The organism is Xanthomonas graminis pv. graminis (genome assembly GCF_030168915.1).
In the GTDB taxonomy this organism is placed as follows: Bacteria; Pseudomonadota; Gammaproteobacteria; order Xanthomonadales; family Xanthomonadaceae; genus Xanthomonas_A; species Xanthomonas_A translucens.
Map to the genome: position 1 here is coordinate 1926492 of NZ_CP076255.1, position 21865 is coordinate 1948356.

The 21865-nt window shown below is 70.0% G+C and carries 20 protein-coding genes and 1 pseudogene; 19 read left to right on the forward strand and 2 right to left on the reverse strand.

The window, feature by feature from the left end; genetic code table 11:
* Position 1: 1 nt before the first annotated feature.
* Positions 2–1096 (forward strand): annotated as a pseudogene (locus tag KHF85_RS08380) (ABC transporter ATP-binding protein); the annotation flags it as partial.
* Between the two features lie 89 nt (positions 1097–1185).
* Here the strand turns inward: KHF85_RS08380 and ygfZ are convergent.
* The gene (ygfZ, locus tag KHF85_RS08385; protein ID WP_284569217.1) at positions 1186–2058 is read right to left on the reverse strand and encodes a CAF17-like 4Fe-4S cluster assembly/insertion protein YgfZ; all 873 of its coding nucleotides are present in this window, start codon (positions 2056–2058) and stop codon (positions 1186–1188) included.
* Between the two features lie 38 nt (positions 2059–2096).
* Here ygfZ and KHF85_RS08390 point away from each other — a divergent pair, with 38 nt between their 5' ends.
* The 9 genes from KHF85_RS08390 to lolD all read left to right on the forward strand — a co-directional run bounded on the left by KHF85_RS08390 (position 2097) and on the right by lolD (position 8621).
* Entirely contained in the window at positions 2097–2267 is a 171-nt protein-coding gene (locus KHF85_RS08390; protein WP_080998941.1) for a DUF1674 domain-containing protein, read from the forward strand.
* A gap of 60 nt (positions 2268–2327) precedes the next feature.
* A complete protein-coding gene (gene sdhC / locus KHF85_RS08395; RefSeq protein WP_009593461.1) occupies positions 2328–2720 on the forward strand; it encodes a succinate dehydrogenase, cytochrome b556 subunit in 393 nt (130 codons plus the stop codon).
* Positions 2717–3103, forward strand: coding sequence for a succinate dehydrogenase, hydrophobic membrane anchor protein (sdhD, locus tag KHF85_RS08400; protein ID WP_039006570.1), 387 nt, complete (start codon positions 2717–2719; stop codon positions 3101–3103). Before sdhC ends, sdhD begins: the two co-directional genes overlap by 4 nt.
* Positions 3104–3132: 29 nt before the next feature.
* On the forward strand, positions 3133–4923 hold the full coding sequence (gene sdhA / locus KHF85_RS08405) for a succinate dehydrogenase flavoprotein subunit (RefSeq protein WP_284569218.1): 1791 nt from the start codon (positions 3133–3135) through the stop codon (positions 4921–4923).
* A 111-nt stretch (positions 4924–5034) separates the two neighbouring features.
* A complete protein-coding gene (locus KHF85_RS08410; RefSeq protein WP_284569219.1) occupies positions 5035–5817 on the forward strand; it encodes a succinate dehydrogenase iron-sulfur subunit in 783 nt (260 codons plus the stop codon).
* Between the two features lie 132 nt (positions 5818–5949).
* Positions 5950–6198 (forward strand): FAD assembly factor SdhE, encoded by a 249-nt coding sequence (locus KHF85_RS08415; protein ID WP_284569220.1) that lies wholly within the window; start codon positions 5950–5952, stop codon positions 6196–6198.
* Positions 6149–6604 (forward strand): hypothetical protein, encoded by a 456-nt coding sequence (locus tag KHF85_RS08420; RefSeq protein ID WP_284569221.1) that lies wholly within the window; start codon positions 6149–6151, stop codon positions 6602–6604. The genes KHF85_RS08415 and KHF85_RS08420 overlap by 50 nt, the downstream gene beginning before the upstream one ends.
* 24 nt (positions 6605–6628) lie before the next feature.
* The gene (locus KHF85_RS08425; protein ID WP_284569222.1) at positions 6629–7873 is read left to right on the forward strand and encodes a lipoprotein-releasing ABC transporter permease subunit; all 1245 of its coding nucleotides are present in this window, start codon (positions 6629–6631) and stop codon (positions 7871–7873) included.
* A complete protein-coding gene (lolD, locus tag KHF85_RS08430) occupies positions 7866–8621 on the forward strand; it encodes a lipoprotein-releasing ABC transporter ATP-binding protein LolD (RefSeq protein WP_284569223.1) in 756 nt (251 codons plus the stop codon). The genes KHF85_RS08425 and lolD overlap by 8 nt, the downstream gene beginning before the upstream one ends.
* 343 nt (positions 8622–8964) lie before the next feature.
* Here the strand turns inward: lolD and KHF85_RS08435 are convergent, their stop codons facing one another.
* Positions 8965–10029: an SDR family oxidoreductase gene (locus KHF85_RS08435; RefSeq protein ID WP_284569224.1), complete on the reverse strand. Its 1065-nt coding sequence runs from the start codon at positions 10027–10029 to the stop codon at positions 8965–8967.
* Between the two features lie 250 nt (positions 10030–10279).
* Here KHF85_RS08435 and KHF85_RS08440 point away from each other — a divergent pair, with 250 nt between their 5' ends.
* The 9 genes from KHF85_RS08440 (at position 10280) to uvrC (ending at position 21857) form a co-directional block, all read left to right on the forward strand.
* On the forward strand, positions 10280–12832 hold the full coding sequence (locus KHF85_RS08440; protein ID WP_284569225.1) for a DNA internalization-related competence protein ComEC/Rec2: 2553 nt from the start codon (positions 10280–10282) through the stop codon (positions 12830–12832).
* Positions 12726–13403 carry a MotA/TolQ/ExbB proton channel family protein gene (locus tag KHF85_RS08445; RefSeq protein ID WP_284569505.1) on the forward strand — a complete coding sequence of 226 codons (678 nt, stop codon included), beginning with the start codon at positions 12726–12728 and terminating at the stop codon, positions 13401–13403. The genes KHF85_RS08440 and KHF85_RS08445 overlap by 107 nt, the downstream gene beginning before the upstream one ends.
* A 3-nt stretch (positions 13404–13406) precedes the next feature.
* The gene (locus KHF85_RS08450; protein WP_284569226.1) at positions 13407–13829 is read left to right on the forward strand and encodes an ExbD/TolR family protein; all 423 of its coding nucleotides are present in this window, start codon (positions 13407–13409) and stop codon (positions 13827–13829) included.
* A complete protein-coding gene (gene msbA / locus KHF85_RS08455; RefSeq protein WP_284569227.1) occupies positions 13826–15574 on the forward strand; it encodes a lipid A export permease/ATP-binding protein MsbA in 1749 nt (582 codons plus the stop codon). Before KHF85_RS08450 ends, msbA begins: the two co-directional genes overlap by 4 nt.
* Positions 15574–16608 (forward strand): tetraacyldisaccharide 4'-kinase, encoded by a 1035-nt coding sequence (gene lpxK / locus KHF85_RS08460; protein ID WP_284569228.1) that lies wholly within the window; start codon positions 15574–15576, stop codon positions 16606–16608. Before msbA ends, lpxK begins: the two co-directional genes overlap by 1 nt.
* A gap of 704 nt (positions 16609–17312) precedes the next feature.
* Positions 17313–18098, forward strand: coding sequence for a 3-deoxy-manno-octulosonate cytidylyltransferase (kdsB, locus tag KHF85_RS08465; protein ID WP_284569229.1), 786 nt, complete (start codon positions 17313–17315; stop codon positions 18096–18098).
* On the forward strand, positions 18095–18583 hold the full coding sequence (locus KHF85_RS08470; protein WP_284569230.1) for a low molecular weight protein-tyrosine-phosphatase: 489 nt from the start codon (positions 18095–18097) through the stop codon (positions 18581–18583). Before kdsB ends, KHF85_RS08470 begins: the two co-directional genes overlap by 4 nt.
* Complete coding sequence (locus KHF85_RS08475) at positions 18580–20001, forward strand: hypothetical protein (RefSeq protein WP_284569231.1); 1422 nt, start codon at positions 18580–18582, stop codon at positions 19999–20001. The genes KHF85_RS08470 and KHF85_RS08475 overlap by 4 nt, the downstream gene beginning before the upstream one ends.
* On the forward strand, positions 19998–21857 hold the full coding sequence (gene uvrC / locus KHF85_RS08480; RefSeq protein ID WP_284569232.1) for an excinuclease ABC subunit UvrC: 1860 nt from the start codon (positions 19998–20000) through the stop codon (positions 21855–21857). Before KHF85_RS08475 ends, uvrC begins: the two co-directional genes overlap by 4 nt.
* Positions 21858–21865: the final 8 nt, after the last annotated feature.

A 21865-nucleotide genomic window follows, 5' to 3' on the forward strand; every position in this document is an offset into this window, starting at 1 on the left:
CATGGCGAACGTACAACTGGACAACATCCGCAAGGTCTACGACAACGGTCAGGTCGCCGTGCACGGGGCCAGTTTCGAAGTGGCCGACGGCGAATTGATGGTGCTGGTCGGGCCTTCGGGCTGCGGCAAATCCACCCTGCTGCGGATGATCGCGGGGCTGGAGGAGATCAGCGGTGGCGAGCTGCGCATCGGCGAGCGCGTGGTCAACGACGTGGCGCCGAAGGACCGCGACATCGCGATGGTGTTCCAGAGCTACGCGCTGTACCCGCACATGACCGTGGCCGAGAACCTGGCGTTCGGGTTGAAGCTGCGCGGCGAAAGCAAGGATGTGATCGCGCGCCGCGTCGCCGCCGCCGCCGACACCCTGGGCCTGACCCCGATGCTGGACAAGCTGCCGCGGGCGATGTCCGGCGGCCAGCGCCAGCGCGTGGCGCTGGGCCGCGCGCTGGTGCGCGAACCGGCGGTGTTCCTGCTCGACGAGCCGCTGTCGAACCTGGACGCCAAGCTGCGCCATTCGGTGCGCACCGAGATCGCGCAGCTGCACCGCAAGCTCGGCACCACGATGATCTACGTGACCCACGACCAGGTCGAGGCGATGACCCTGGGCCAGCGCATCGTGGTGCTCAAGGACGGGCTGATCCAGCAGATCGATACGCCGATGGCGCTGTACGACCGCCCGGCCAACCTGTTCGTGGCCGGCTTCCTCGGCAGCCCGGCGATGAACGTGTTGCAGGGCCAATTGGTTGAAGAGGGCGGCTTGCAACAGTTGCAGTTGGCTGACGGTAGCCGCGTGCCGCTGCACGGCGCGCATGTCGCGCCGCAATGGCTTGGCCGGCCGATCGCGATCGGCGTGCGCCCGGAGCACCTGCAGCCCAGCGCGGACGGGCAGGGCGGGTTCGAGACCACGGTCGAGGTGATCGAGCCGGTCGGCAACGAGATCTTCGTCAACCTCAGCTACGGCAGCCAGCCGCTGGTGATGCGGGTGGCGCCGCGCACGCTGCCTGGCCTGGGCGAGCGCCTGCGCGTGGCGGTGCGCGGCGAGGCGCTGCATTTCTTCGATGCGGAAAGCGGAGAGCGTCTGGAGGCGGGGGACTCGGGACTTGGGGCGCGGGACTCGGGACTCGGGACTCGGGACTCGGGACTCGGAACTGCAATAAGCCAAGGCGGCGCTGCGGGCGGGCTGGTTCAGCGCGCGAGGCCGTCGCGCAGCGGCTGCCAATGCGCAGGGTGCGTGCCGATGGACAAGCCGGTCGGCGGCACTTCTTCCAGCGGCAGCACCGCCAGCGCCAGCGCGCCGGCGACGCTGACCACGCTGCCCAGCGGCTGTCCGTCGCGCAACACCTGCGCGCCGACCTCGGCCACGCCTTCTACCTCCAGCAACTGCAGCGCGCGCTTGGCCTTTCCCAGGAAATGGGTGCGGGCGACGATCTCCTGGCCCGGATAGCAGCCCTTCTTCACGCTGAACGCGTGCAGCCGGTCCAGCGCCAGCTGCTGCGGGGTCCATTGCTCGCGCTGGCTGGGGTCGAGCCGGGCCAGGCCCAGGTGCAGGTCGGCGTGGCGCCAGGCGGCGACGAAGGCCGGGTCGGCCGCGTCCTGCGTGGCCTGCGCTGCCGGCACCAGCAGCAGCGTGCGCGGCAGGCCGGCGCCGCCCATGTCCAGTTCGATCGTCCCGTCGCCACGCTCCGCCAGCGCCGCACCTTGCGCCTGCGCGGGCGCCGCCAGGCGCGCGTAGGCATGCAACTCGTCGTGCGCGGCGATGCGCAGCTTGCGCCGGAACACGAAGCGGTTCAGCGCGATTGCCAACTCCGCGGCACCGCCATCCGGCAGCAGCACCAGCAATGCGTCGTCGGCGCGGCGCAGCAGCGCGAACAGCGCGATCACCCGGCCCTTGGCGCTCAGCCAGGCGTTCCACTGCCAGTGGCCGTTGCCCAGCGCCTGCACATCGTTGGCGAACTGCGCCTGGGCGAAAGCCACTGCATCCGTGCCGCTCAATGCCACGTATTGCAGATCTGGGAGCGCGGAAAAACCGGCGGAAGTGAGATTCAGGTTGTCAGGCACGAGGGGGAGGACTAAAATTACACTGTTGTGAGACCCGCATGATAAGCCAAGCAACCCCCACACCCGAGCCCGAGCCCGAAACGCAGCGACCCGCCGAGGAGAACACTCCGCACGCGACGCCTGCGCCGCGGGAAATCGGCGGTCGCGGCGGCCTCGAGCCGACGCGCTACGGCGACTGGGAAAAAAACGGACGCTGCATCGATTTTTGAGCAGCTTTGAGCCAACGCGGCCTTAAGCACGCCGCCCAGCCGAGACAACGAGCCCAGCGAATGGCTACGCGCGAACGTCCCCTGTCCCCCCACCTGCAGGTCTATCGCTGGCAGATCCAGATGGTCACCTCGATCCTGCATCGAGCCACTGGCATCATCCTGTCGGTCGGTGCCCTGATCCTTGCGGCCGCGCTATTGGTGCTGATGCTCGGCCCGGCGTCCTGGAACTGCTTCCGCGGCATGGCCGGCGCCTGGTATGGCCAGCTGTTCCTGTTCGCCTGGAGCTGGGCCTTCGCCTATCACCTGTGCAACGGCCTGCGCCACATCGTGCAGGACTTCGGCCACGGCTTCAGCATCCCCGCCTTCGTGCGCAACAGCTGGCTGTCGGTGATCGGCAGCCTGGTGATCGTCGCGCTGATCTGGGCCTACGTGTTGACCGGAGCCGCCGCATGAGCCGCTATCGCACCCCGTTGAAGAACGTGCGCGGCCTGGGCGCGGCCAAGTCCGGCACCGAGCACTTCGTGCTGCAGCGGCTCACCGCCACCGCGCTGGTCGGCCTGAGCCTGTGGTTCCTGGTGTTCGTGCTGAGCCTGCTCGGCGCCGACTACGTCACCGCCACCGCGGCGGTGGCCAAGCCGTGGAACGCGGTGCTGCTGGTCGGCTTCCTGATCGCGATGTTCTGGCATGCGCAGATCGGCCTGCAGGTGATCCTCGAAGACTATGTGCACAACTCGCTGCTGGCCCTGGCGCTGCAGACCACGGTGAAGTTCGTCGCCGTGCTCGGCGCGCTCGTCGGTGTATTCGCGGTCGCCCGCATCGCGCTGGGCAGCGCCTGATCGGCGCCCGGAACAGGAATTCAAATTAGATGTCCGCTTACAAGATCACCGAACACAAGTACGACATGGTCGTGGTCGGCGCCGGCGGCGCCGGCCTGCGCGCCACCTTCGGCCTGGCCGCCAAGGGCCTGCAGACGGTCTGTCTGACCAAGGTCTTCCCGACCCGTTCGCACACCGTGGCCGCGCAGGGCGGCATCTCCGCCGCGCTCGGCAACATGGGCGAGGACGACTGGCGCTACCACTTCTACGACACCATCAAGGGCTCGGACTGGCTGGGCGACCAGGACGCGATCGAGTACATGTGCCGCGAGGCGATCCCGGCGATCATCGAGCTGGAGCACTACGGCGTGCCGTTCTCGCGCACCGAGGACGGCAAGATCTACCAGCGTCCGTTCGGCGGCATGACCACCAAGTACGGCGAAGGCCCGTCCGCGCAGCGCACCTGCGCCGCCGCCGACCGCACCGGCCACGCCATGCTGCACACGCTGTACCAGCAGTCGCTGGCGCACGACGCGCGCTTCATGATCGAGTACTTCGCGCTCGACCTGATCTTCGACGAGGAAGGCGTGTGCCGCGGCGTGCTCGCGCTGGACATGGCCGAAGGCTCGCTGCACCTGTTCCGCGCCCACGGCGTGGTGCTGGCCACTGGCGGCTACGGCCGCGCCTACTTCAGCGCCACCTCCGCGCATACCTGCACCGGCGACGGTGGCGGCCTGGTGATGCGTGCCGGCCTGCCGATGCAGGACATGGAGTTCGTGCAGTTCCACCCCACCGGCATCTACGGCGCCGGCTGCCTGATCACCGAGGGCGTGCGCGGCGAAGGCGGCATCCTGCGCAACAGCAACGGCGAGCGCTTCATGGAGCGCTACGCACCGCACTACAAGGATCTGGCCTCGCGCGACGTAGTGTCGCGTTCGATGACCATCGAGATCCGCGAAGGCCGCGGCGTCGGCGAGCACAAGGACCACATCCTGCTCGACCTGACCCATCTCGGCCCGGAAGTGATCAACGAGAAGCTGCCCGGCATCGCCGAGAGCGCACACATCTTCGCCGGCGTCGATGTAGCCAAGCAGCCGATCCCGGTGCTCCCGACCGTGCACTACAACATGGGCGGCATCCCGACCAACTACCACGGCGAAGTGGTGCGCAAGGACGGCGACAACCCCGATGCGGTGGTGCCCGGCCTGTACGCGATCGGCGAAGCGGCCTGCGTGTCGGTGCACGGCGCCAACCGCCTGGGTTCCAACTCGCTGCTGGATCTGGTGGTGTTCGGCCGCGCGGTGGCGATCCGTTGCGCCGAGACCATCAAGACCGGCGCGCCGCACAAGACCCTGCCCGGCGATGCCTGCGACAAGGCGCTTGGCCTGCTCGACAAGCTGCGCAATTCCAACGGCGGCACCCCGACCTCGGTGATACGCGACAAGATGCAGCGCACCATGCAGTCCGACGCGGCGGTGTTCCGTACCAGCAAGACGCTCAAGGAAGGCGTGGACAAGATGGCCGAGATCTACGCCACCTTCGAGGACGTGAAGGTCTCCGACCGCTCGCTGGTGTGGAATTCGGACCTGATCGAGACCTACGAGCTGAACAACCTGCTGCTCAACGCGGTGGCGACGATCAACTCGGCCGAGCAACGCAAGGAAAGCCGCGGCGCGCATGCGCACGAGGATTTCCCGGACCGCGACGACGTCAACTGGCAGAAGCACACCCTGGTCAGCGTCGACGACAAGGGCCAGTGCAGCTTCGACTACCGCCCGGTGCACATGTACACGCTCAGCAAGGATGTCGACGTGGTGCCGCCGAAACCGCGCGTGTACTGACCAAAGCCGGGAAACGGGAATCGGGAATGGGGAATCGAGAACAGCGCCTGCGCTCTTCGCCCCTGCTTCCCATTCCCCATTCCCCAATCCCCATTCCCGGATTTTAAAGCCATGGCAGAGTTCACCCTCCCCAAGAATTCCAAGATCGGCAAGGGCAAGCACTTTCCCGCCACCGGCGCGAAGAATGCACGCACCTTCAAGGTCTACCGTTGGAATCCGGACGACGACAGCAATCCGCGCACCGACACCTACGAGGTGGATCTGGACGCGTGCGGCCCGATGGTCCTGGACGCGCTGATCAAGATCAAGAACGAGATCGATCCGACCCTGACCTTCCGCCGTTCCTGCCGCGAAGGCATCTGCGGTTCGTGCGCGATGAACATCGACGGCACCAACACGCTGGCCTGCACCAAGGCGATCGCCGACTGCGGCAAGGCCGAAGTGCCGATCTATCCGCTGCCGCACATGGACGTGATCAAGGACCTGGTGCCGGACCTGACCCACTTCTACGCGCAGTACGCGTCGATCAAGCCGTGGATCCGCACCCAGACTCCGCCGCCGCCGGACCGCGAGCGGCTGCAGTCGCCGGAAGACCGCAAGAAGCTCGACGGCCTGTACGAGTGCATCCTGTGCGCGTGCTGCTCGACCAGCTGCCCGAGCTACTGGTGGAACGGCGAGCGCTACCTGGGTCCGGCGATCCTGCTGCAGGCCTACCGCTGGATCATCGACTCGCGCGACGAGGACACCGGTGCGCGCCTGGACGACCTGGAAGACCCGTTCAAGCTGTACCGCTGCCACACCATCATGAACTGCGCGCGGACCTGCCCGAAGGGACTGAACCCGGCGCTGGCGATCACCGAGATCAAGAAGCTGATGATGGCGCGCCGCGCCTGATCGGCTAGCGTTGCAACCACGGACGGCAGGCCCGTTCGACTTTCGCGGCACCGGCTCTCGGGTTCGGTGCCGCGCGCGTTTTCGGCGGTCGCCGCAGCAGGCGTCCGCCCACCAAGACAAGGGTGCGATGCGATGGACGAAGCCACCGAACTGAAGAAGCTGCGCTGGCGCTGCCGGCGCGGCATGCGCGAGCTGGATCAGCTGTTCGGGCGCTACCTGGACCGGCGCTGGGCGCAGGCCGCCGAGGCCGAGCGCGGGGTTTTCCTATACTTGCTCGACTGCGAGGACGATAAGTTGTGGCGCTGGTTCATGGGCTACGAGGCTTGTCCCGATGCACGCGCCGCCGATCTCATCGCCACCATCCGCGCCCTGCCGGCTTGAGTGGCGCCCCTCGCGCTGGCTGCTGGCGGCGCTGGCGCTGCTGAGCGTGCTGGCGCCGCTGTCGATCCTTGGCTCGGATATGCCGCGCGCCTGCGCCTGGCCGGCGGCGGCGCTGGCCGCGCTGTACGCGGCGTGGCTGCTGCGGCGCGAGGCGCGGCGGGCGCCGCGTGCGCTGCTGCTCCCGGCGCAGGGCAGCGCGGCGGCAAGCGTCGATGGCCAGCCGGTCGCGGCGCTGCAGGTGGACTGGCGCGGGCCGCTGGCGTTCGTGCGCTGGCGCGACGCGCAGGGCAGGGTGGGGCGCCTGGCCTGGTGGCCGGATACGCTGCCGCTAGCGGCACGACGTGAACTGCGTCTGGCCGCTCAGGCCCGTGCCGCTTCGTCTGCGCCGCCGCAGATGGCACCATAGCGCTCCTTAGGATGGTGGCTGCGCATGTTCAAACCCTTACCCGTGGCCATCGGCCTGCGCTACCTGCGCGCCAAGCGCCGCAACAACTTCATCTCCTTCATCTCGATGGCCTCGATCCTCGGCATCGCCCTGGGCGTGACCGTGCTGATCACCACGCTGGCGGTGATGAGCGGCTTCCAGAAGGAGATCCGCGACCGCCTGCTGCAGATGGCCGCGCATGCCACGGTCAGCGCACAGGGCGCGCCGATGCAGAACTGGCAGCACGCGGTGGACGTGGCCACCCGCGATCCGCGCGTGGCCGGCGCCGCGCCGTATGTCGAGGAAGAAGCGCTGCTCACCGGGCAGCGCAACCAGCCGGCGATCGTGCGCGGCATCCTGCCCAGCGAAGAGGCCAAGGTCTCGGTGCTGGCGCAGAAGATGAAGCAGGGCTCGATCGACAGCCTGACCCCCGGTTCCTACAACATCCTGCTCGGCCAGGAACTGGCGCTGTGGCTGGGCGTGGGCGTGGGCGACAAGGTGGTGGTGATGCTCGGCGAACCGCAGGCCAGCCCGATGGGCATGGTGCCGCGCTACAAGCGCTTCACCGTCAGCGGCATCTTCGAGGCCGGCTACAACGAGATCGACCGCGGCCTGGCGGTGACCAGCATGGCGGACATGCAGCGCGTGCTGCGCATCGGCGACGGCGTCACCGGCGTGCGCCTGAAGCTGCACAACATGGATCTGGCCTGGGAGGTGGCGCGCGACCTGGCGCTGAACCTGCACGGCCCGTACATGGTCAGCGACTGGACCCGCGAGAACGCCAACCTGTACCAGTCGCTGAAGATGGAAAAGACGGTGATGGGCATCCTGCTGTCGCTGATCATCGCGATGGGCGCATTCAATCTGGTGTCCTCGCAGGTGATGCTGGTCACCGACAAGCAGGCCGACATCGCCATCCTGCGCACGCTGGGGCTGAGCCCGGGCGGGGTGATGCAGGTGTTCATGGTGCAGGGCACGCTGATCGGCGTGTTCGGCACCATCGCCGGGGTGATCGGCGGCATCCTGCTGACCTTGAACCTGGAGCGGATCCTGGCCGGCATCGAGGCCGTGTTCAACATCAAGCTGCTGCCGGAGGACGTGTACTACATCACCGGCCTGCCCACCGACATGCAGCCGCACGACGTGGTGGTGATCACCCTCGTCGCGCTGCTGATGAGTTTCCTGGCCACGCTGTATCCGGCCTGGCGCGCCGCGCGCACGCAACCGGCGGAGGCGCTGCGTTATGAATGACGGCCGCAGATCGGGAATCGGGAATCGGGAATCGGCAGTGCACCAGCCACTGCAGGCAGACGCGGCGATCCGCGCCGAGGGCCTGGGCAAGACCTATGCCGAGGGCAAGATGCGCACCCCGGTGTTCGACGGGCTGGACCTGAGCGTGGCGCCGGGCGAGACCGTGGCCATCGTCGGCGCGTCCGGCGCCGGCAAGAGCACGCTGCTGCATCTGCTCGGCGGCCTCGACGTGCCCACCGCCGGCGAGGTGTACGTGGCCGGGCAGCGCATGTCGGCGCTGTCGGACGCGGCGCGCGGCCAGCTGCGCAACCGCTCGCTCGGCTTTGTCTACCAGTTCCATCACCTGCTGCCGGAATTCACCGCGCTGGAGAACGTGATGATGCCGGTGCTGCTTGGCGGCGCCGCGGTCAAGGACGCCGACGCGCGCGCGCGCGCCTTGTTGGAATCGGTGGGCCTGGGCCATCGCCTGGAGCACAAGCCCGGCGAACTGTCCGGCGGCGAACGCCAGCGCGCGGCGGTGGCGCGCGCGCTGGTCAACCGCCCGGCCTGCGTGCTCGGCGACGAGCCGACCGGCAACCTCGACGACAAGACCGCGGCCAACGTGTTCGCGCTGATGCTCGATCTCAATCGCGCGCACGGTACCAGCCTGGCCCTGGTCACTCACGACCGCGGCCTGGCGCGCAAGCTCGACCGCGTGCTGGAACTGCACCAGGGCAAGCTGCGCGAACTGGCGCCTGCCGACGTGTAGCGGCGCGCGTGCCGGTATGGAACGCGCCGGGATGACCGCGGCCCGGCGGCCGCGACGCGTGCAACCCGGAGCCATGGCGGTGTCGGCGATCGGTCGCGGCTGAAGCCGCTCCTACAGTGCACCCAACCGCACCGTGTAGGAGCGGCTTCAGCCGCGACCAACGAAGCCGAAGTCTGTCCGGCTGCGGAATGGGTCGGCGCCGATGTCCCGGGGCCACCCGCAAGCGCTCCCGCAATGCGGACGGACAATCGGATGAAAAAAACCGCTGGAAAGCCTGTCTAGCCGACGATCCTGCACCGCCCATCTCCCCGCGGCAGCAACTCGCCCGCCGATGCCGCACCCCTCACGGAATCACCCGCTGCGCACGCAGCCTGGTGAACAGCTCCAGGAACGAAGCACGGCTGTCGTAGTAGCCAAGGAAGCCGAGGTCGCGGCTCTTGGTCATGTCGTTGACGCACTCGATCTCGCGGCCGAGGTCGGCATCGGTATGCCACCACGACGCCAACTGGTCCACGTCCGCCTGCACCAATCCATGGCGTTCGGCGATCGCGCGCCACTGCGCCGGCGCGGTGTCCTGCAGGCGCGGCTGCAGCGGCATCGGCGCATCCGGATACGGCGCTGCCTCCAGGCCGAAGAACGCGGCGATCTCGCCCCACATCCAGCGCCAGCGGAACACGTCGCCGTTGACCGTATTGAACGCCTGGTCGCGCGCGGCCGGACTGGTCGCGGCCCAGGCCAGCTGCCGGCCGAGCAGGCCGGCGTCGGTGAGGTCGGTGAGGCTGTCCCACTGCGCGCGCGAGCCGGGGAACACGAAGGGCTGCCCGCTGTGCTTGCACAGCGTGGCGTACACCCCCAGGGTCACGCCCATGTTCATCGCATTGCTGCCGTTGGCCTGGCCGATCATGGTGTGCGAGCGGTGCACGCTCCAGCCGAAACCATGGCGCGCGGCGGCGTCGAACAGCAGGTCTTCCAGCGTGTAATAGAAATTCTCGCCCGGCTGGCGCGGCTCGCTCTCGCGGAACGGGGTCTGCGCCTTGCCGCTGCCGTACTGCTCGAACGAGCCCAGATAGTGCTTGGTGCCGGTGACCAGCGCCATGTGCTGCAGCGCGGCGCCGTCCAGGCCTTCGCACAGGTGACGCAGCATGGCGCCATTGGCGGCGACGTTTTCCTTCTCGGTGTCGCGCCGCGTCCAGGTGCAGAAGAACACATGGGTGATCGGCAGCCCGCGCAGCGCGGCCGCGGTGGCATCGCGGTCGAGCAGGTCGGCGGCCACGGGAATCACGCCTTCCTGCGGGATCGGGCGGCGTGCCAGGCCATAGACGGTCCAGCCGTCCGCGACCAGAACATTGGCCAGGTTATAGCCGGAGATGCCGGTGACCCCGACCACCAGTGCGGTGCCCTTGCGCATGCGCGAATTCCTTCTGTGTAAACCGGGTACGCTAGCCGCAGGCCGATGAAAGTATGGCGAAAAGCGCCCATGCGTCGCGCGTCGTCGTGCATCTCCAGGCGAATTCCTACACCGCTTGCAGGGCTTGGCCGATGGCGCACATCACCGCGGCGCGCGAGGCTATCGACCTGGCCTCGTCGCGGTTGTCGCCGCCTGTGGCGATCGCCGCTGTTACCTCTGCACCCTGTTCACGCCAAGGAGCGGCGATCGCATGCAGCAGCATCCTGAGTCTGCGCCTGGTCTTGGGTTTGCCGCACCAGGACGTGTGCGTGCCGAGGCGATCGCCCCGTTCGGCATCGCCGTCGCCGCCGCGCTCGCCGCGGGTGTGCTGGCGGCACTGTGGCTGCCGCGGCTGGCGCCGTGGCCGCTGTCGTTGCTGCTGTTGCTCGGCGGCAGCGCGGTGTGGATCGGCATGCCGCGCTGGCGCTGGCTGGGCGCCTTCGCCGTGGGCTTTGCGTGGCTGGGGCTGATCGCCGGCATGGTCCTGGCGCGGCAATTGCCCGCCGGTTGGGGAAAACGCGTGGCGACGCTGCACGGGCAGGTGCTGGAACTGCCGCAGGCCGAGGTGCGGCGCACGCGGTTCATGTTCCGGGTGGACGCCGATGCCACGCAGCCGGCGCCGTTGCGCGGGCGCCTGCTGCAACTGGCCTGGTACGACGATTTCGGCGCGCACGCGCCTGGTCCGCGCACGGCATTGCACGCCGGCGCGCGCTGGCGCCTGAGCGTGCGCCTGCGCGCGCCGCGCGGGCTCAGCAATCCGGGCGGCTTCGACGCGGAGGCCTATGCGCTGGCGCAGCGGATCAGCGCCAGCGGCTACGTGACCGCGCCTCACGAAGCCGCCGAACTGGCGCCTGGTCAGGGCATCGATGCCTGGCGCGAGCGGCTGTCGGCGCGGATTGCGGCGGCGGTGCCGAGCGCGTCGGCGCGTTACGTGCAGGCGCTGGCGCTCGGCGACACGCGCGCGCTGGACGATCGCGACTGGCGCATCCTGCGCGCCGCGGGCCTGACGCATCTGATCGCCATTTCTGGTTTCCATGTCGGCCTGGTCGCCGGCGCGTTCGCGCTGCTCGGCGGCGGCCTGTGGCGGCTGTGGCCGCGGCTGGGGCGCTATTGGCCGCGCCACCAGGCCGCCGCGTTGCTGGCAGTGCTCGGCGCCGGCGGCTACACCCTGCTGTCGGGCATGGCGCTGCCCACCGTGCGGACCGCACTGATGATCGCGGTCGTCGTGGTCGCGCGGCTGTGGCGGCGCCCGGTGCGGGTGGTCGATGCGCTGGCGCTGGCCGCGATCGTCATGCTGGCCTTCGACCCGCTGGCGGTGCTGTCGGCCGGCTTCTGGCTGAGCTTCCTCGGCGTGGCCTGGCTGGCCTGGTGCATGCCGGTCGCGGGCAGCGGTTGGCGCGACAAGCTGCGCGAATTCCTGTCTGCGCAGGGCGTGGCCACGCTCGGCCTGCTGCCGCTGAGCACGATGCTGTTCGGCCAGGCCTCGGCCGTCGGTCCGCTCGCCAACCTGCTGGCGATTCCGTGGTGGAGCCTGGTGGTGGTGCCGTTGGCGCTGCTCGGCACCGCGCTGGAGGCGCTGCATGCCGGCGCCGGCGTGTGGGCATGGCGTGCGGCGGCGGCGTGCTTCGACCTGACCTGGCCGCTGTTCGCCGCGCTCGGCGAAAGCCGTTTCGCGCTGTGGTGGCTGCCGGAAGCGCGCGACTGGGCGTTGCCGCTGGCGCTGCTCGGCGCGTTCTGGCTGCTGCTGCCGCGCGCGGTGCCGGGCAAGCCGCTGGCGGCGCTGCTGTGGCTGCCACTGTTCTGGCCGCCGCTGGAGCGGCCGGCCGCGGGCGAGGTGGAACTGGTGATGATCGATGTCGGACAGGGACTGTCGGTGCTGGTGCGCACCGCGCAGCACCAGTTGCTGTACGACGCCGGCCCGGCGATCAAGGACGGCTACGACGCCGGCGAGCGCGCGGTGGTGCCGGCGCTGCACGCGCTCGGTGTGGCGCGGCTGGACAGGACCGTGATCAGCCACGGCGACAACGACCATGCCGGCGGGTTCGAGGCGGTGCGCGCGGCGCTGCCGGTCGGCTTGGCCGAGGCGCCGGCCGGCGCGCCGGTGCGGGTGGACCGGCCGTGCCTGGCCGGCACCGCCTGGGTATGGGATGGGGTACGCTTCCGCTTCCTGCATCCGGCGCCCGGCTTTCCCTATCTCGACAACGAGTCGAGCTGCGTGCTGCGGGTGGAAAGCGCGCATGGCGCGATGCTGCTGACCGGCGACATCGGCGAGGTGGTCGAGAGCCGCCTGCTGCGCCAGGCGCCGCAGGACCTGCGTGCCGAGGTGGTACTGGCGCCGCATCACGGCAGCGCGCATTCCTCGCAGGCGGCCTTCGTCGCCGCCACCGGCGCGCGCCTGGTGCTGATCTCGGCCGGCGAGGGCAACCGCTTCGGCCATCCGCGGCCGGCGGTGGTGGCGCGCTGGCAGGCGTCCGGCGCGGAGGTCGCGACCACCCCGCAGGGCGGCGCGCTGCGCGTGTGGCTGGGACGCGCCGGCCTGCAACTGCGCGAACGGCGGCCGTGGCGGGCGCGGCTGTGGGATGCCGCGGAGCGGGCGCGGGCGGCTGCTATCCTATCGGCCGGTGAACGAACGGCCGAACGTGCCGGAGGGTTGCGACGTGTGGGAACTGGTCAAGGCCGGTGGCTGGCCGATGGTGCCGTTGCTGCTGTTGGGCGTGGTCGCGCTGGCGATCGTCCTGGAGCGGTTCTGGAGCCTGCGCCGTAGCGAAGTGCTGCCGCCGGGGCTGGGCCAGGAAGTGTGCAACTGGGCCACCCGCGGCAAGCTCGACCCGACCCACATCGAGTCGCTGCGGCGCAATTCGCCGCTGGGCGAGCTGCTCGCCGCCGGCCTGGACGTGCGCAACCGGCCGCGCGAGATCGTCCGCGAACGCATCGAGGACACCGGCCGCCACGTCGTGCATCGCATGGAGCGGTTCCTGAACGCGTTGGGCACGGTGGCCTCGGCCGGGCCGCTGCTCGGCCTGCTCGGCACCGTGGTTGGCATGATCCAGATGTTCCTGGGTATCCTCGACCACGGTGTCGGCGACGTGAACCAGCTCGCCGGTGGCATCGGCAAGGCGCTGGTGTGCACCGCCACCGGTATGATCATCGCGGTGCCGGCACTGGTCTTCCATCGCTATTTCAAGGGCCGCATCGCCGGCTACATCATCGAGATGGAGCGCGAAGCCACCGCCTTGAGCGATGTCCTCGACGGCCATGGCCGCCCCGGCGCCGCCACCGCGGCGGCGGCGCAGCCGGCTTCGCGCAGCGCTGCCGCTGCGCAGGCCAAGGGCTGACCGGTGCGGATCCGCGACGACCGCGCCCAGGACGAGCCGCAGATCGACCTGGTACCCCTGATCGACGTCATCCTGGTTCTGATCATCTTCTTCGTAGTGACCACCACCTTCGACGCCCGTTCCACGCTGCAGCTGCAGTTGCCCAACGCCAGCGACCAGCACGACCCGGCGCCGCCGCGTGCGCTGAGCGTGCTGGTCAATGCCGACGGGCATTACTTCATCAACGACCAGGAAGTGCTGCGCACCGACGTGGAGTCGGTCAAACGCAGCATCGCCCAGGTCGCCGGCGACGACCGCGCGCAGCCGGTGCTGCTGCGTGCCGATGCGCGCACTCCCTATCAGGCCGTGGTCACCGCGCAGGACGCGCTGGGTCAACTCGGCTTCCGCCGCATCGCCATCGCCACCGCGCCGGAAGTCAAGCAGTGAGTGCGAAGTCGGCACCGGTCTGGCCGATCTACCGTCGGCTGCTCGGCTATACCCACGCTTATTGGGCGATGTTGACCGCGGCGGTGGTGGCGATGGTGATCGAGGCCACCGCCGGCTATTTCTTCACCCGGCTGATGGACCCGCTGGTCAACCGCGGCTTCGTCAATCCCGAGGCGCGCATGGCGGTGCTGCTGCCGCTGGCGATCCTGGGCCTGTTCCTGATGCGCAGCGTCGCCACCTTCGTCGGCGACTACTGCATGGCCCGCACCGGGCGCAGCGTGGTGCGCGATCTGCGCGAGCAGGTGCTGGCCAAGTACCTGCACCTGCCGTCCTCGCACTTCGACGTCGAGGCCACGCCGGTGATGGTCAGCCGCCTGAACTTCGATACCGAACAGGTCACCCAGGCCGCGTCCGATGCATTGAAGACACTGGTGGCCGACACCCTGACCATCATCGGCATGCTGGTGGTGATGCTGCAGATGAGCGTCAAGGTGACCCTGGCGCTGCTGGTGGTGGCGCCGCTGATCGGGGTCATCGTGTCCTACGTCGGCAAGCGCTACCGCAAGATCAGCCGCGGCATCCAGGACGGCATGGGCTCGATGGCGCAACGCGCCGAGCAGTCGCTGGGGGCGCAGCAGGAAGTGAAGGTGCACGGCACCCAGGCGCTGGAAATCAGCTACTACGCGGCGCTGGCCAACCGCATGCTGGGCCTGAACATGAAGGTCGAGACCACCCGCGCGCTGGCCTCGAGCATGGTCCAGTTCCTGGCCGCGGTGGCGCTGGCGGCGATCGTCTGGGTCGCCACCCGCGAGGCGCTGGCCGGGCGCCTCAACGCCGGCCAGTTCATGGCGCTGATGACCTCGATGATGGCGATCATCCCGTCGCTGCGCCGGCTGACCAGCGTGCAGACCTCGATCTCGCGCGGCGTGGCCGCGGCCGAGCGGCTGTTCTCGATCCTGGACACACCGGAAGAACGCGACAGCGGCAGCGTGTCGGTGCAGCGCGTGCGCGGCGAACTGGCGTTCGACCAGGTGATGCTGCGCTACCTCCAGGACGGCGGCCTGGCCCTGGACGACATCAGCTTCACGGCCAGGCCGGGTACGGTCACCGCCATCGTCGGTCGTTCCGGCAGCGGCAAGACCAGCCTGGTGCGGCTGGTGCCGCGCTTCTACGAACCCAGCGGCGGCAGCATCACCCTGGACGGGGTGCCGCTGCAGGACTACCGCCTGCACGACCTGCGCCGGCAGATCGCATTGGTCGGCCAGCGGGTGATGCTGTTCGACGACACCATCGCCGCCAACATCGCCTACGGCACGCAGGCCAGCGACGCGCAGATCCGCGCCGCGGCCGAGGCGGCCAACGCCTGGGAATTCATCGAACGGCTGCCGCTGCAGCTGCGCACCCCGGTCGGCGAGAACGGCGCGCTGTTGTCCGGCGGCCAGCGCCAGCGCCTGGCGATCGCTCGCGCGATCCTGCGCGACGCGCCGATCCTGATCCTGGACGAAGCCACCGCCGCACTGGACAACGAATCCGAGCGCCTGGTGCAGGACGCGCTGCACCGGCTGATGCCGGAGCGCACCACGCTGGTCATCGCGCACCGCCTGTCCACCATCGAACCTGCCGACCAGGTGCTGGTGATGGACCACGGCCGCATCGTCGAGCGCGGCACCCACCACGCGCTGCTCGCCCAGGGTGGCCTGTACGCCCACCTGCACAGCATGCAGTTCCGCGAAAGGCAGCCCTGATGAGCGGTCGCGGGCCACACACGCCTGGCTATTGGTATGGCCAGGGCACGCCGCCGCTGTACGCGCAGCTGCTCACGCCGCTGTACGCGGCGGCGATCGGCCTGCGCCGCGCGCTGTACCGGCGCGGCTGGCGCAAGCGCTACAGCATCGCGGTGCCGGTGGTGGTGGTCGGCAACCTCACCGCCGGCGGCGCCGGCAAGACCCCGCTGACCATCGCCCTGGTGCGCAAGCTGCAGGACGCCGGCTGGAAACCGGGCGTGGCCACCCGCGGCTACGGCCGCAGCCAGGACCAGGTCGCGCGCTGGATCGAGCCCGGCACCACCCCCGAACTCGGTGGCGACGAGCCGGTGCTGATCGCGCACAAGACCGGCGCGCCGGTGCGGGTGGACCGCGACCGCGTCGCCGCCGCGCGCGCGCTGCTGCAGGCCGGCTGCGACATCGTGGTCTGCGACGACGGCCTGCAGCACTACCGGTTGCAGCGCGACATCGAGATCGAAGTGGTGGACGCCCATCGCCGCTACGGCAACGGCCGCCTGCTGCCGGCCGGGCCGCTGCGCGAGCCGGTGGCGCGCGGCCGCGAATGCGATTTCCGGGTCATCAACCTGGGCCAGGCCAGCGATGTCGGCGAAGTCCAGGCCGGGTTCGGCGAGTGGGCGATGCGCCTGCGCATCGACAGCGCGCAACCGCTGCAGGGCGGCCGCGCGCGCGCCCTGCGCAGCTTCGCCGGGCAGCGCGTGCATGCCGTCGCCGGCATCGCCCATCCGCAGCGCTTCTTCGACATGCTGCGCGCGCACGGCATCGGCGTGGTGCCGCACGCGTTTCCCGACCATCACCGCTACCGCGCCGCCGACCTGTCGTTCGGCAGCGAACTGCCGGTGCTGATGACCGAGAAGGATGCGGTCAAGTGCGCGTCGCTGGTCAACGACTGGTGCTTCAGCGTGCCGCTGCTGGCCGAGTTGCCGGCCGCGTTCTGGATCGGCCTGCTCGACCGGCTGGACAAGCTGCGCGGGCGCAGCGGCGACGCCATCGAATAGCGGTTCGCAAACAGCGCATCCGCGACCTTTGCAGGCACGTACCACGGCAGGCGAATCATGTAGGAGCAACTGTCTTCAGCCGCGACGAGCGCAGTGGCGAATGTTCCGAACCGGCATGCAGTCGGGACTGAAGTCCCTCCCACAAGAGGCCTCACAGCTCCGCGGCGCCGGTGGAATCCTTGTGGGAGCGACTTCAGTCGCGACGAACGCAGCGGCGGGCCTTCCGACTTCGGAAGTTGTCGCGGCTGAAACCACTCCTGCAGCGCACCAGTAGGCTATCCGCAGGCCGTGTAGGACTTCAGTCGCGACAGGTTCTACCGGTAACGCCCGTCGCGACGGAAGTCGCTCCCACACGGTCCCGCGCTGGCTGCGGTGCCGGGTCGAAATGGCGTCGCCCGGCCACGGGAAGGCGTTGTGTGCGCTTCTGCTGCCATCGCGGACCAGCCGTCGCCGTCGCCGACCCTGCAGACGCTTTCGCCCAAGCGGAATAGCTGCAGAGCGCGATCGACAGGGTCTATAGAATGGCAGCAACGGCGAGCGCCACGCGCTCGGCGGCGGCTGGCGTGCCTGGCTGCAGCGAACCGGCTGCCGCCGCCGAGCCTTCGAAGACGCGTTGCCCCCCATCGACCACGGAGAAGACCATCCATGTTTGGATCCCACGCATTCCAGCATTCAGCCGCCGCCGGCGCCGGCGCGCGCCGCGCATGAGCGCCACGCCCGCGCTGCCGCCGCCGTTCGTGGTCGCCATTCCGGCGCGCTACGCCGCCTCGCGCCTGCCCGGCAAGCCACTGCGCCTGCTCGGCGGCGAACCGCTGGTGCGGCATGTGGCGCGCCGTGCGCTCGGCGCCGGTGCGCAGCAGGTGTGGGTGGCCGCGGACGATCCGCGCATCGCCGCGGCGGTGGCCGATCTGGACGGTGTGCACGTGGCGCTGACCTCGGCGGCGCACGTCTCCGGCACCGATCGCCTGGCCGAATGCGCCGACCTCGCTGGCTGGGACGACGCCACCCTGGTGGTCAACCTGCAGGGCGACGAACCGTTCGCGCCGGCCGCCGGCATCGTCGCGGTGGCGCAGGCGCTGGCCGCCAGCGGCGCGGAAATGGCGACGTTGGGCACGCCGGTGGAATCGGCCGAGAGCCTGTTCGATCCGAACGTGGTCAAGCTGGTGCGCAACGCGCAGGGCGATGCGCTGTATTTCAGCCGCGCGCCGATTCCCTGGCACCGCGACGCGTTCGCCGCCTCGCGCGAACGGCTGCCGCCGGGCCCGTGGCTGCGCCACATCGGCATCTACGCCTACCGCGCCGGGTTCCTGCGCCGTTTCGCGGCGATGCCGCCGGGCGGCCTGGAACAGCTGGAGGCGCTGGAGCAGCTGCGGGTGCTGGAAGCCGGCTTCTGCATCGCGGTGGCGCTGTCGCCGGCGCGGTTCCCGCCCGGGGTGGATACGCCCGAGGACCTGGCCCGTGCCGAGGCGCACCTGCAGGCCCTGGCATGAAGCTGCTGCTGGTGTGCCTGGGCAATATCTGCCGCTCGCCGATGGCCGAAGGCGCGCTGCGCCACCATCTCGAGCGCTCGCCGCTGGCCGGCCAGGTGCAGGTGGATTCGGCCGGGACCGGCGACTGGCACAGCGGCGAGGCGCCGGACCGGCGCGCGATCGCCTGCGCCCGCGGCCATGGCGTGGACATCGCCGGGCTGCGCGCGCGCCAGCTGCAGGCCGCCGACTTCGCCGACTTCGACTGGATCCTGTGCGCCGACGCGAGCAACCTGCGCGACGTGCGCCAACGCGCCCCGGCCGCCGCGCTGCAACGGGTGGCGCTGTGGCTGCCGTGGGCGGGCCTGGACGGGCGCCGCGAGATTCCCGACCCGTACACCGGCGGCAGCCAGCACTTCGAGGACGTCTGGCGCCTGGTAGACGAAGCCGCCGCCGGCAGCGTGGCGCGACTGTCCGCCGACGGCGGCTCCGGCATAATCGGCCGATGAACGCGATCGCCGCCCTGGAACTGCCGCAGCCCGGCATCTGGCTCAATGCCGCGCCGACCACGTTGCGCGAGCAGCAGGGTCGCGCGCTGGTGCTGGCCTTCGTCAACGCCGCCTCGGTGTGGTGCGCGCAGCGCCTGGGCGAACTGGCGCAGTGGCAGGCGCGCAATCCGGGGCGTTTGCAGCTGATCGTGGTGCAGGTGCCGCGCTTCGACAGCGAGCGCGAACCGCAGCGCGCGCTGAAGCTGCTGCGCAGCCAGGGCGTGTCGGCGCCGATCCTGCTCGACGCCGACTGGGCCGCCTGGCAGCGGTTCGCCGTGCAGGCGTGGCCGACCCTGGTGCTGCTCGACGCCGGCGGCTACGAACGCGAGCGCCTGGTCGGGATCGGCGGCGCGGATCTGGAAAAGGCGCTCAACGCGCTGTGCGCCGGGCAATCGCTGCCGCTGGACGAGGAACTTCGCGATGCGCGCGAGATCCAGCCCGAGCCGCGCCTGAGCCTGCGCTTCCCGGTCGGTCTGGCGCTCGCCGACGATCGCCTGTACATCGCCGACAGCGGCCACCACCGCATTGTCGAATGCACCAGCGGCGGCCGCATGCTGCGCCAGTTCGGGCTGGGCACCGCCGATTTCATCGACGGCGGCATCGGCGAGGCGACGTTCCACCGGCCGCGCGGACTGGCGCTGGAGCGCGGCGTGCTGTACGTCGCCGATACCGGCAACCACGCGCTGCGCCGGATCAACCTGCTCAGCGGCCACGTCGATACGCTGTGCGGCAACGGCCGTGCCGGCGAGCCGGTCGAAGGCCCGGTGCAGCACCCGCAGCAGGCGCCGCTGAACCACCCGCAGGACGTGGTGGTGGCCGACAACCAGGTGCATCTCGCGATGGCCGGCGACAACCGCATCTGGAGCTACGAACTCGGCAACCGCAGCCTGCGCTGGCGTGCCGGCGCCGGCGCGCTGGAACTGCGCGACGGCAGCGGCCACCTGGCGGCGTTCGCGCAGCCGTGCAGTCTGGCCGCGGTGCAGCAGGCGCTGTACGTGTGCGACGCGCTGGGTTCGGCGGTGCGCTCGCTGCAATTGCGCGGCGACCTGGTGCAGACCCTGCTGGGCGGGCAGGGGCCGTGGGATTTCGGCAACGAGGACGGCCCGCGCAGCCGCGCGCGGCTGCAGTTCCCGCAGGCGATCGCGCTGAGTCCGGACGCGCCGCTGCTGTGGATCGCCGACAGCGGCAACGGCAGCCTGCGCAGCCTGCGCCTGGGCGGCGGCGAACTGTCGACCACGCCCTTGCCGCGGCGCCTGCACGGGCCGGCCGGGCTGGCGGTGAGCGCCGGCACGGTGTGGATCGCCGAGACCGATGCCCACGCGGTGTTGCGCTACGACATCGCCAGCGGCGAACTGAGCGACGTGCCGATCAGCGAATGACCGCGTCCTTGCAGCCTGCGTTCGACGGCAAGGCCTTCGCCGCCAACCTCAGCACCGCGCCCGGCGTGTACCGCATGTACGCGGCCGACGACACCTTGCTCTACGTCGGCAAGGCCGGCGCGCTGCGCAAGCGCGTGGCCAGCTATTTCAGCGCCTCGCCGAAGAACGCGCGGACCATGGCGATGCTGGCCCAGGTCGCGCGCATGGACGTGACCGTGACCCGCAGCGAAGGCGAGGCGCTGCTGCTGGAAAACCAGCTGATCAAGTCGCTGGCGCCGCGCTACAACGTGTCGCTGCGCGACGACAAGAGCTATCCCTACGTGCTGCTGACCCGCGAGGAGTGGCCGCGGATCGCGCTGCACCGCGGCCCGCGCGCGGTGCCCGGCCGCTACTTCGGCCCGTATCCCGGCGTCACCGCGGTGCGCGAGACGCTGAACCTGATGCACAAGCTGTTCAAGCTGCGCAGCTGCGAGGACAGCGTGTTCCGCAACCGCTCGCGGCCGTGCCTGCAATACCAGATCGGCCGCTGCAGTGCGCCGTGCGTGGCGTTGGTGGCGGCCGACGACTACGCCGAATCGGTGCGCCGCGCGACGATGTTCCTGGACGGGCGCAGCGACCAGCTCGGCGAGGAACTGGTGCAGGCGATGCAGGCCGCCAGCGAACAGCTGGAATTCGAACGCGCCGCGCGCCTGCGCGACCTGCTCGGCTCGCTGCGCAGCATGCAGAGCCGCCAGTACGTGGACGGCCGTGCCGCCGACCTGGACGTGCTCGCCTGCGCCACCCAGGGCGCCAACGCCTGCGTGCTGCTGCTGGCGTTCCGCGACGGGCGCAATCTCGGTACCCGCGCGTTCTTCCCCAAGACCAACGGCGAGGACAGCGCGGCCGAGGTGCTCGGCGCGTTCGTGTCGCAGTACTACGCCGAGCACGCGCCGCCGCGCGAGATCTTGCTGGATCGCGAAATTGCCGATGCCGAACTGATCGAAGCGGCGCTGGGTTCGGCCGCCGAGCGCAAGGTGCAACTGCGCTGGAACGTGCGCGGCGAGCGCGCCGGCTACCTGGACCTGGCCAGCCGCAACGCGCAGGCCACGCTGGCCACCGAACTGACCAGCCGCAACGCGCAGCACGCGCGCAGCGAGGCCTTGCGCGAGCTGCTGGGGCTGGCCGAACCGGTCCGGCGCGCGGAATGTTTCGACATCAGCCACACCATGGGCGAGGCCACCGTGGCCTCGTGCGTGGTGTTCGACGCCAGCGGCCCGGTGCGCAGCCAGTACCGGCGCTACAACATCAGCGGCATCGAGCCGGGCGACGACTACGCGGCGATGCGCCAGGCGATCGAGCGCCGTTTCCGCCGCGCCGCGGAAGGCGAGGGCAAAGGCGATGCGGTGCTGCCCGACGTATTGCTGATCGACGGCGGCGCCGGCCAGCTGGCGCAGGCCAACGCCGCGCTCGCCGACCTGGGCGTGGACGGCATCCTGGTGATCGGCGTGGCCAAGGGCGCCGAGCGCCGCGCCGGCCACGAAACGCTGGTGATGCCGGACGGACGCGAATTGCGCCCTGGTGCGGCGTCGCCGGCATTGCAGTTCATTCAGCAGGTGCGTGACGAGGCGCACCGTTTCGCGATCACCGGCCACCGGGGGCGGCGCCAGAAAGCGCGCATGACCAGCAAGCTGGAGGACATCCCCGGCATCGGTCCGCGCCGCCGCGCCAGCCTGTTGAAGCATTTCGGCGGACTGGCCGGACTCAAGGCCGCCGGCGAAGCCGAGATCGCGCGCGTGGAAGGCATCAACGACGCGCTCGCCGCACGAATCTACGCTAACCTGCACGGGCTGCCGGTGCCCGATCCGGCAGGCGAGTAGAGCAGCGC